The organism is Gracilibacillus lacisalsi DSM 19029 (assembly GCF_000377765.1).
GTDB lineage: Bacteria > Bacillota > Bacilli > Bacillales > Amphibacillaceae > Gracilibacillus > Gracilibacillus lacisalsi.
Genome location: NZ_KB898670.1, coordinates 32,475 through 44,570 on the forward strand (window position 1 = coordinate 32,475; position 12,096 = coordinate 44,570).

At 35.7% G+C, this 12,096-nt stretch carries 8 protein-coding genes; all 8 read right to left on the bottom strand.

What is annotated here, in order from left to right; all coding sequences use genetic code 11:
• Positions 1 to 523: 523 nt before the first annotated feature.
• Entirely contained in the window at positions 524 to 1,186 is a 663-nt protein-coding gene (locus D569_RS0113920) for a rhamnogalacturonan acetylesterase (protein ID WP_018933046.1), read from the bottom strand.
• Positions 1,179 to 1,859, bottom strand: coding sequence for a YesL family protein (locus D569_RS0113925; RefSeq protein ID WP_018933047.1), 681 nt, complete (start codon positions 1,857 to 1,859; stop codon positions 1,179 to 1,181). The genes D569_RS0113920 and D569_RS0113925 overlap by 8 nt, the downstream gene beginning before the upstream one ends.
• A gap of 14 nt (positions 1,860 to 1,873) precedes the next feature.
• Positions 1,874 to 4,390: a glycosylhydrolase-like jelly roll fold domain-containing protein gene (locus D569_RS0113930; protein WP_018933048.1), complete on the bottom strand. Its 2,517-nt coding sequence runs from the start codon at positions 4,388 to 4,390 to the stop codon at positions 1,874 to 1,876.
• 21 nt (positions 4,391 to 4,411) lie between these two features.
• Positions 4,412 to 6,739, bottom strand: a complete 2,328-nt coding sequence (locus tag D569_RS0113935; protein ID WP_018933049.1) for an AraC family transcriptional regulator — start codon at positions 6,737 to 6,739, stop codon at positions 4,412 to 4,414.
• An 87-nt stretch (positions 6,740 to 6,826) separates the two neighbouring features.
• Positions 6,827 to 7,702 carry a carbohydrate ABC transporter permease gene (locus tag D569_RS0113940; protein ID WP_018933050.1) on the bottom strand — a complete coding sequence of 292 codons (876 nt, stop codon included), beginning with the start codon at positions 7,700 to 7,702 and terminating at the stop codon, positions 6,827 to 6,829.
• A gap of 30 nt (positions 7,703 to 7,732) precedes the next feature.
• Positions 7,733 to 8,626, bottom strand: a complete 894-nt coding sequence (locus tag D569_RS0113945) for an ABC transporter permease (protein WP_245548507.1) — start codon at positions 8,624 to 8,626, stop codon at positions 7,733 to 7,735.
• 156 nt (positions 8,627 to 8,782) lie between these two features.
• Positions 8,783 to 10,315: an extracellular solute-binding protein gene (locus D569_RS0113950; RefSeq protein ID WP_033405008.1), complete on the bottom strand. Its 1,533-nt coding sequence runs from the start codon at positions 10,313 to 10,315 to the stop codon at positions 8,783 to 8,785.
• A 483-nt stretch (positions 10,316 to 10,798) separates the two neighbouring features.
• Positions 10,799 to 12,016: an EAL domain-containing protein gene (locus D569_RS0113955; protein WP_018933053.1), complete on the bottom strand. Its 1,218-nt coding sequence runs from the start codon at positions 12,014 to 12,016 to the stop codon at positions 10,799 to 10,801.
• Between the last annotated feature and the right edge of the window lie 80 nt (positions 12,017 to 12,096).

Sequence of the window (12,096 nt, forward strand, 5' to 3'; positions counted from 1 at the left end):
ATTCTGAATTAAGGTGAGTGCTAGCATCCGCTACGGCAGAGTACTGCGCTTTCCATGGGCACGGCTTCAGCTTCCTCGGAAAGCGAAAATCACTTTCCTGCGGGATCTTCAGCTCGCGCTGTTCCCATAAGAGTCTCCGTACTCTGCCTCCGCTATTTTTGTTATCTGATTATAGAAAAAAATGAACTCATGGAACAAAACTTTTCTACAGTACTAACCCTTTTAGCATAGTCGTACCCTACGCTACAATAGTGGAGAAATCGACTGGCTGATTTCGGATAAGTGTTGTGGAGCATAGCTTAACGAAGGCCGCCCACTTCCACTCCTGTGGGACCTGTTTGACCTGAAGATCCACTTTTTCGAGTGGTTTTTGCTCGAAAAAGTTAGCTGAAGGGCAAACCCCACGGAAAGGGAAGTGGGCAGCCGGAGTGGTAGTTAACATCATGATATATTTCAAAATTATCTTTTAATGCAGTACGAGTAAGGGAAGAGAGCAAATCCATGTCCAGTTACTTCGCAGTTTTTAGATATTGTGCATTAAACTATCTTTATTTTTTGGATGATCAAGCAAAGCTTCAAATTGCAGCGCTATTATTCTAGCTATTTGATCGGCACCTTTTTCTGTAAAGTGCGTATGATCTTCTCCATTATGCGCAACCATAAAATAAGTTTTAGCAGCTTGATAGCCAATTGATTGTAAATGAGTATTGCTAAGTTTCATTAAATCTATTAAAGCTACATCTTCTTCAGCTGCTACTTCTTTCATAGCATTACAATAATCACCGAAATCCTGCAAAAATTCTCCCTTAACGTAATGTAACCTAGTTACAGGTGTCAACAGTAATGGTATAGCTTGCTTTGCTCTTGCTCCTTCTATATACTGACGAAGAAAATGCTTGTATTCTTGATATGGCTCTGTATACCTGGCAGGTTTTTCTTTAGTAGAATCATTATGCCCCATCTGAATAAACAAATAATCCTTCTCCCTTATTTCTACTAATATTTCATTTAGCCTTCCTTCTTCTATAAAAGTCTTGGAGCTTCTTCCGCCAATAGCATGATTATGAATATTATATCCCTTCAAATACAGGCCAAGAAACTGTCCCCAACCTGCTTGAGGGTAATCTTGCTTTTGATACGTCTGACATGTAGAATCACTTGCTAGATAAATACTCGTTTTATTCATAACTCCATTCCCTTTTCTTCGTTTTCGATTCTTCTTCCAGTTGTTCTTCTATCCTTTTTTGTTTATATTCAATCTTCACAAACGTAACATACGTAATATACATGACGACCATACTCGTTAAACTCCCGCCAAATAAAAAGATAAAGATCGGAAATGTTGCAAGTAAATAATACAATGTAAAAAGTGCCGCTAAAGCATAGATCGTCCTTAAAGGTTGATAAATGGCAATTAAAAAGGCATTCTTAAAATATTGTTGAAAACTATTTTGATAATGGACATATAAAGGAAATAAGTATACTACCATTATGAAAAATAGAAATGCAAAAAATAGAAACACACCTTTTACTATCAGATTCCATATGGGATCTGATAACGAGAAATACTGTAAATTCGTTAACAGCATTAAACCAAACAAACCGGTAATCCATGTTATGCCATTGGCTCTTAAGAATTCTTTTCGGTATGTTTGCCAAAATAACTTCCCAATATGGTAGCCTTGCTCTCCCATCACCCATTTACGAAACACGGTAAACATGGCTACAGTACTCGGACCTAAACCAAATAAAATCAGCCCAATACAGGAAAAGACGATCCACAAAAAATTGACATATAATAAGAAAAGTACTGCTTCACCAAATTGATAAAATTTCCCTATCCAGCTATCACTATTCATTTGATCACCAACTTTTAAGTATGTTCTATGATTAATTGTACTGGGCCAAGTAACCCCGATGGTAATGCTAATTGATCCATTTGATTTGCACTGTTGTTTGTTACTTTCACTTCTAATTGGTTCGCCCCTTCCTTTAAAACATGTATTGGAATGCTCATCTGATAAGGAGCCCAAAATTGTACATCTGTAAAATGATCATTTAAAATAATTTCCGCTATTTCATAAACTTCTCCTAAGTCAAGGATTGCATCCGCTATCGGAAAAATATCTTGTTTTAAATCAAACTCAAAATAGTAACTCATCGTTCCAGAATAATAACGGAGCTCTTCGAATGTAGTCCAACTAACTAATTGATCCTTTGACCACTGGCGACAATTTGCCTTATTCGGTATTTTATTAGGATTCCATTTAATAGGTAATTGACGAATCAAATTTTCGTTGAGTAACTCGTTTTTTACCATTGATTTATTAGGATCTACCGCAATGATCAGCGAAGCTCTTCTTCCTAACTCTAAATATAGTTCGTCATTTTGAAAATACGCTTCTTTTTGTTTTCCAGTCCATGGATCCCATATTGCGGTTGCGCCTTCTTCTTTCAAGTCAACTGTACCTTTAAATTTTTCTTCACCTTCATTGACTATCAAATAGAAATATTGCCCTAGTTTTTCTACTAAACTCACTCTGATATCAGGACAGTATTCAGCCAATTGTACCGTTTGATACTGTTTAATATGCTCTATCATCTCAATCGAATGATCTAATTGAGTGATACCGTCCACTTCAGCTTCTCCACCAATACTGATAAGTTCCCCGCCTTGATTAACCCATTCCAATAATGTATTCCTTACTTTAGGATGACATTTTCTCCAAGATAACTGATCTAATATAACAACCTTATAATACTGATGGGCAATCTTTAAACTGTCACTTATTTCTACTAATTCATCAACAAATAATTTTTCATTTACATAATTAAATTCAATCTGGTTTTGAAATAATTCCTTTGCTGCTTGCCATGGTAAATGGTCATCTTTTGTAAGTATGGCCACCTCAGCTTGATTGACACTATCTGCCAAGAGCCAGCTCAACCTTTTCATGTAGGTGCTAAAATATTGATAATATGGCCACCACACATTATTAGGGCCCACATCTGGCGGTCGTTCATGACTTCTATGCTGACCATCTATCGAATAATAAAAAGCATGTGGGCAAAACAAATTAACACCCCGAACCGCTAACCAGTCGATGTACCATTTCATATCAGCTGCAGACAAATTCCAATTATTATCTACGCCACAAACACCTAAAAATTCATTTATATTTCTTCTGCGACGATAATGTCTTGCAATATCTGCACCACATTTTCCTGCAGTAGAATGGGCACCTTGTATTCCCTTCTCTTCTTCAGGAGCTACCCATCGCCAAACTACGTCCTGTCCTGGTATATGAAATGGTTTTAACAAACCAATGTCATCACTTGCTGCTGGATGACCAGTCAATGACAGGTTATTTTGCTCACACCATTCACTTATAGGACGGTAATAACTATCGAGCAGTCTTTTATGAAGCGCACGTTTATACCCTTCTTCCACTTCTTCTACTTTTCCATCTAGCTCAAAAAATAATGCAAGTAAGTCCTCAATATGAAAACCTTCGACAAAGAAATTATTTTCAAAACCAGATGTCCATGGTATTAATCCTTCTTTGGCATTTCTTCCTAGCATATCTGGTTCATCGGTAAACACCGCAAATATAGTAGTACCAAAATAGCTTCCTACCACTTCTTTGTAACGCTCATGCGTTATATCTATAAATGTTCTAACAGCTTCCGGGTTCAACAAATCAGCTGATCTTGGCGCATGAATTTCACCGTCGTCTTGACCTTCATGAACCCCTCTTATCGTACCATGTGATTCCGTCTCAACAAGGCCAACTAACGCCCATTCGTCTATGTTTCGATTGTTACTTTGGAAAAATTGGTCAATAAGTTCATCTCGTAATGTAACCTCTATCTTATCCTCAACATGTTTCTGTTCTACAATTTCCACATTTAATGGATACTGACAATAAATATTGTTACGATCGATCACTCGCTCTATTTTTCGTACTAAAAATAAAGCTACTAACCGATCTGATTGCTTCATTGTAAGTTTATTATTTTGGAATGTCAGTTGCTGCTCAATAGCTTTTAAACCTTTGCTAGCGAAATGTGGATTTCTTTCTACTACTTTACCATTAGCTGCACCTGATGGATACATTGCTTCATCGTATAAAATAACATGCATACCTAGTTTATCTGCTTCGTTAACAGCAAATTTTACAAATTCCATAAATGAATCCGATAAATATTCCAAATTATCTGGCAACCCTATCCGTGGATGGAGTACGAACCCTTCAACACCTTTCTCTTTAAAATCGTGTATTTGCTTTTTTAGTTCGGTTTTGGATAATTGATCATTCCAGAACCAAAATGGCATTGGTGAGTACTCAGATCCTGGATTATTAAATTGGTTCCATAATAGCTGACTCAAATTAATTCCCCCTCTATATATTTAAGAGCTATTTGATTTTATTTTTCTATACTGACTTGGAGGTACACCTATATGTTTTTTGAAAATACGATTAAAATAACTGTGGCGATATCCTACACTTTCTGCTATTTCATTAATTTTCGAGTTGGAATTCAATAATAATTCTTTCGCTTGATCAAGGCGTATCCTTGTTAGGTAGTCAATAAAATTAATACCTAACACTTTTTTAAATGCTTTACTTAATGTATATGCAGTCGTATCAGCTTGATCCGCACAACTTTCTAAGGAGATATCTTCCATATAATGTTCATGTATATATAATGTAACCTCATCTACTAGCTGTTTCATTTCAATATTCATATTATTCTCTACAAAATCAACATATGGTTGTATCACCTTATCTACTAACCATCTAACAATCCATTCTCTTTCTCGTATTTGTGCAAGCTCTTCATACATATTTCTCCCATTATACAGTACAGTAGGATCAATGCCAGAATGTAATATTTCATGTTGAATCGTACTATATAATTGCATAATACTAGCTTGCACATTTAATTCTTTATTACCGTTTTCAACTAAATAATTGAAAAATTGACGAATAAATGCTTCCGCTTCCTTCGTACGACCTCTTCTTATACATTGAATAATCTCCTTTTCCAATTCGAACGGATAATACAACTTCTTCTTATATTCTCTTTCCTGCAATTCATTTAAATGGATAATTTGATTTTGATTTTCAAACTCCCGGTATCTTTTTCCACGCCCTATTTCCTCAAACAAATGACTGATTTGTTTCACTTGCTCTGTTTTAGAACTAATCGTTATCGTCACCTTCAAGGCTAACACCTTATTTATAGCTTCTGTAATATTCTCTGCTAACTTATGCAGCGATGTTGGTAAACTCTCTTTAGTGTTAGGAACGATTAGAAAGATTCCCGCTGATAGGTCATAATTATTTAAAATGGTGTATTGTTGAAATTGTTCTTTCGTAATATCTTCTGCGATATTAGCCATTGCGAATGTTAACAAGCTGTCATCCTCTTCATTTATTTTATCTGCGTCATACATCCCTGTAAGCTGAATATCTAAAAGGACAAACGTATGATCCTTCACATTCCAACCGTATTTCGCCATCCTTTGTTTTAAAGCGTTTTCGCTGTAATCGTATAAGTATCCCTTTGTTAATTGAACTAAGAAATTTTGCCTTAATTGTGGTATTTGTTCTGATAACCTTTTTTCTAAATGACGCCTTTCGTCTGTCAAGGCATGAAACTGCTCATGAATTTGTTTAAACTCATCTGTCTTTACTTTCTGTTTGTCTGGGGTTGTAAGTGAATTGACCAAATTACGAACCGGTTTATATAATCGATTAGATGCAAACCAAGTCATCAAAAATGCTAAAATTAATATCGACAAGCTAGCGACCATGATTACTTTCGATATGGTAACGATAGGGGATGTAATAGCAGTTATTGGCGCCGCCGAAACATAAGTCCATGTTGAGCCAATTCGATCAAACTGCCCGGATGAAACCGAAAAAGTTTCATCCTCCCAATCTAATTGAAAGGAACTACTACTATGTTGGTTTTTGTTAAGTTCATTAGATAAAACATTCGCTAAATCCTCATGATTACTTTCTGCCGTAGATAGTAGTACTTCATTTTCCTGATTAAATAACATTGTAAAACCGTCGCTATATGGAGTTAACGTTTCGATTAATGAAGCCAACTTCTGTTTATCAATTTTCACAATAATAGCACCGAATGGATGATTAGCAACACCAGGTATTTGGTGTGTTAGAACAATATCATTCGTGTACTTAGTATTTTCAATAAACTGTTCTTCCTGGTCCCAGGTAACATTCTGACTGCCCAATAGTAATGATTGGTAAGCATCTTCCATATTGTGATCCTTGATAAAACTTAAGTATGGTGACAATAATATCGGTTCTCGACCATTTACGAAAAGCTCTACTTCATCAATTAACGGATGACTCCCTTGTAATATCAGTAACTTTTGCTTCAAGTCTCTCGTTTTCTGAAATTCGCTGACATAATCCATATTTGTTAACTGAGAATTAAAAATCGGTTCAAAAGCCCAATAACTTAATGATTCTTCTAGATAGTTAAATTGATCATCAATGTTCTGGGCACGATCAGTAATTTCCTCCACATGAATTTTTCGTAATTCTTCTTCCGTAGAATATAATCCAAACGTATAAATTCCAATGGCGGAAACAATACCTGGTATGGAAGTGATAAAAAGAATCATTAAAAAGCTTCTGCGAAAATACTTACTACTCCACCGGTTAACGATCCAACTTCTAATCTTTGTCCAAAAATTCATTTACGCCCACCTCTTATTCCTATAAGCATATCACATTTTGTAAGCGTTATCATGGTATAAAGAAGAATTAAGGAAAATTGAACTATATTATCCTTTCACAGATCCTAGTAAAATTCCTTTTGCGAAATGTTTTTGCAAAAATGGGTAGAACACAAGAATCGGAAGTGTTGCTACTACTACTACTGCCATTTTCAAAGACTCTTCCGGTGGATCCGTTAACATCGTATCCATTGTACCAAAATCTACATTGGCGACCATTATTAATTGTTGTAATAATAATTGTACCGGCCATTTTGCACTATCACTAATATATAGTAAGGCATTGAAGAAATCATTCCAGTAAAATACCGCATAGAACAGCGTAAATGTGGCGATTACTGGTTTGGATAGCGGAATGACAATTCTCCAAAACACCCCCATATCTGAACAGCCATCAATACGAGCTGCCTCTTCCAATTCTGTTGGAAGGTTTTGAAAGAAACTTTTGACAATGATCAGATAAAATGGATTGATCGCGACCGGTAATATTAATGCCCATAATGAATCTAATAATCCTAAACTTCGAACAACGATATAGGTTGGAATCATACCACCATTGAATACCATCGTAAACACAACCAAATTTAAGATAATATTACGCCCTAACAAATTTTTTCTAGATATTGGATAAGCCATAGACATCGTTAATAACAAACTTACTAATGTACCTAATACGGTGACTAGCACAGAAACCCCGATACTACGAACAAATGTATTGGTCGAAAATATATAATCATATGCCGCAGTAGTAATCGTTTCAGGTACTAGAAAAAAAGGTCTGGCTGCTATTTCTGCCTCAGTAGCAAACGATGCAGCGATTACATAAACAAATGGTATAAATGTTACTAACCCCATTAATATTAATACGATATGGTTAAACACATCAAATACTCGTCCTAATGGAGTATTGTGCATTTTGTGCATGCGAGCTTCCCCCTTTGATTGACACTTCTATTAGAATAGACCTGTTTGCCCCATTTTCTTGGCAAAATAATCTGCACCATATATCAGGATAATCCCAACAACTGCTTTAAACAGGCCAACAGCTGTACTATAACTAAACATACCTTGAGTTATACCAACAAAATAAACATACGTGTCAAATACATCTGCAACATCTCTGTTTAATGAATTGGTCATTAAGTAGATTTGCTGGAAACCTTGGTCTAAAAAATTCCCTAATCGTAATATTAATAAAATGACAATGGTACTTCTTAATGCTGGTAAGGTGACGTGCCACATTCTTCTGAAGCGACCCGCACCATCCATGATTGCTGCCTCATATTGTTCGGCACTAACACTTGCTAGTGCAGCTAAAAAGATAACCGTTCCCCAGCCTGTTTCTTTCCAAATAACTTGCGCAATAATCATGGGCCGGAACCAGTCTGGACTCGAAAGAAAATTAATTTTCTCACCGGTAAAAAATTCTACCACTGCGTTGACCGCGCCACCACTAGTAGTTAAAAAAACGTACGTAATACTAGCAATAATAACCCATGACATAAAGTGAGGTACATAAACCAATGTTTGTATTGTCCGTTTAAAAAATTGCATTCTGACTTCATTTAATAGTAAAGCTACAATAATGGGAGCGGGAAAGAAGAATATCAGATCATATAGAGCTAAAATTAAGGTGTTACGTAGAAGCCTTATAAAGTCAGGGTTCTGAAAGAAGTTGATAAAATGGTCAAAACCAACCCAATCACTAGCCCAAAAGCCTCTAAATGGTGAATAGTCTTGAAAGGCCATCAATACTCCCCACATGGGTAAATATTTAAAGAGAATAAAATATAAAGCACCTGGAATTAATAAAAAATATAGCCATTTATCACGCAATATTCTTTGCATATTCGTTAATTGACTTGCCGAGACAACGACATCGTTTTTTGCTTTTTTAGACTTCATACTTAGCTGTGCCAATGGTTTCCCCCCTTAATAAGCGGATATCTGTTATTTACGCTATCAAGCGTAGACAACAGATATCCAATCCAACATTATAAGAAATTATTGTGTTGCTTGATATAGTTCATTTATTTCTTCTATATACTCTTTACCACCTGAATTCATCCACAATTCTTCCGCTTCATCTAATCCGGCTTCATCAATTTGGCCAACAATATATTGGATTTTTGCATCTAAGATAATGTTATCCAATTGTTCACCTTGACGACTATAAATCTCAGAAACGAACGGTTCAGCAGGGTTTCCGACAACTATTTCTTCATTTGCTTCTAATACTTCTTCTTCTTTTTCTTCCAGTTCTTGAAGTGGTTTTTCTAAATAACGATCTTCTGGCACAAAGGTTAACAATTGATTGGTATCTTCATGTTCATAAATCAATGACTGATCAGTCGTTGGTGTGTAAACACCATCTTCCATTTCATAATGTCTACCTTCAATACCATTAAACGCTAGAGTTTGACCTTCTTCGGTACTCATATCATCCATAAATTGTAATACTTTATGCAGCTCTTCTTCCGTTTCAACAGCCTGTTTAGAAATAGCATACATCATGTTATATCCGGAAGTAGGCAGATTAAATAATCCATTTGGTCCCTCTACAGTGCCAAATACATCAACCGCCCCTTCTAATGATGGGTCTGCATCAATCATTTGATCTTGGTTTCTACTTGCAGCATCTACTACGTCGACAATGGTTCCTGCTTCTCCGTTCACAAATGCATCATGCCATTTGGCTGGGTCCATTACCGCAAAATCTTCATTTACTAACCCTTCATCATACATTTTTTTAAAGAAATCTAAGGCATCTCGATAGTTAGGATCTTGGAAGTGAGGATAGAGTGAACCATCATCTGCAATCCCCCATTTATTAGGAACACCAAACCATGTTTGCATGATATCCCATGGGCCTTCATATTCTGAAACAATTGTACCGAGTGTATCGTCTTGTCCATTTCCATCAGGATCATCATGTGTAAAGGCATACATCACATCATAGAATTCATCAATAGTAGTCGGTGTTTCCAGCCCTAAGTTATCGAGCCAATCTTGTCTAATTGAAACAGCCATACGTCCTAATGGTCTGGAACGGTAAATTCCATAAATTCGCCCATCAATGGAGATATTATTAAGCACAATATCATTCATTTGACTTAAATTTTCATAATCGTCAAGATAATCTGTTAAATCCCAAAATGCACCATCATGAACAGCATTTATAAAACTCGAAGTTTTTCCTGTTAAGATTAATGATGGTAGATCTCCAGATGCAAGTGTGATATTAAAGCGTTCATCATAATTACTATTTGGAACAAAGGTAATATCTAAATTGGTATTAGTAAATTCTCCTATCGCTTCTACAACAGGACTATCATTTCCTGGAGGTTCTGGTGAATGAGATGTCGTCATAATGGAGATGTCGAATGCATCTTCAGATCCATCACCTGAGTTGGTTTCAGATGGTGCATCGTCTCCACTCTCATCTGTAGAACTACTAGTATCACTATCGTCACTACACGCTACTAATATGGAACTAAGAAATAAACTAAATAATAACAATAAAAGACTCTTTTTCATTTTCAATTCTAATTCCTCCCCTTTTTCATCATAATTAAATAATAAACTCTTTAGTGAAATCGTGATGAGTTATTCACCCCCACCTATTTAATCTCGTCACATCCTGTAACGGCTTAAATAAAATATAAAACGCTTTCATTTTTCCTACAATATTCATTTTTTGTCATTAAACTGATTAATGGCGAAAGACCTATTCTTATCAGGATTATAGCAGTTTTTTATCACTTTTTTATCCTTTTATCACTTTTTTGCAAGCAAATAAAATAATTAATTTTGAGCACCTGATCACATATAGCTACCTTTGATTAATGCTATTGTTGGGAAGGATCTTTATACCAGTTGTTTGCCTTCATCATAATCGGCTGCAATGCTATCAAAACAGATCCACACAACAACTGTTTTTATCGATAAAAAACCTCCATTTTGCATGGAGGTTTATCAGTTGATTATCTTGTGTACTACTTTGTCCTTTGATGGTTTCAGTTACCACAACAAATCTTCATTCTCATCCATATACATCGGCGAAACATCCATAAATAAATACAAGGAATCAGCTAACGGATAGGAAAAAGTACGAATCCTGTCACCTGTTTCGATATCATTGTAAAGATCAGAAAGAATCCCAGCTTGATCTTCTTTCATACGAATAACATTTTCAATAAAATACGGACGCCAACTCCAATTTTTCCCTTTAATCGTCTCATCCCAGACCCAGCCTTGATCCATATGAACAAGGTTAACAGTTTTCTGAAACCCATCTTCATCTGTTACATAAATTCGAAAAAAGATATGTTCCATTTCTTTTGCTAGACTATCAACTTGTTCATCTAAACTCTTATTCTTCTTCACTAGCTGCCATTTTTCTTGAACCTGTTGATTTAGTGTGGCTGTCAGCTGATATTTAGTAGTTAGTTTGGATCTTTCCACCTCAATAAACTGTTGAATATTTTGACGAAAACGTTCTTTCAATACGTCTTTTGCCACGAAGGTATCAGAAGTTTCGGCGAGAAAGCTTCCTTGGTAAAACCGGCCATTATTCCTCCATGCATAATGAAAGTGATAATTGGACGTAATACCGTCAAATAATAATTCGGCTCCAAGTTTACGCGCAAGTAATGATAGGGAATAAATGATGCCATGAAAACCATTAGAATTTGATTCACTTTGAAGGGCTTGCAAATCAACTTTTAAAATATCTGGTTCCATGAGGCTAATCCGATCTAAATTACTTGTTCCTGTTCCTAGATCATCAATAGCTACTTTCACACCCATCGTTTTTAAATATTTGAATGTGTGTGTCACCAGTTCAATATCTCCTCGAAATTGATGCTCCGTTATTTCGATTACAATTTTGGAAAGATCAAGACCTTTTTCCTGATACTTTAACAGATGATTTAGAAACTGATCTTCCTTATCTAAGAGAAAATAATTCGCATGCACGTTCAAATACAAGTGCTCATCCATTCCTTGCTCAACATACTGTTTTAATGCCATGTCTTGAACCTTTTGATCGATTTCCATTTTGAAATCATCGGGAACATTCGTATCATGGAAAAATGAACCTAAAGGAATAACTTGATTATCTATTTCCAATCTACCTAACACTTCATAACCAGTCACTTCATGACTATCCGCACTGAAAATTGCTTGGAAATAAGGCTTCACTTTATCTACATGCATCATTATATCTAAAGGATCCATCTTGATTCCCCTCTCTTTACATTAATTGTAACCGCACATATTGTTTTATTCAAAAAAAATAGTCTGAATCCGATTGGAAT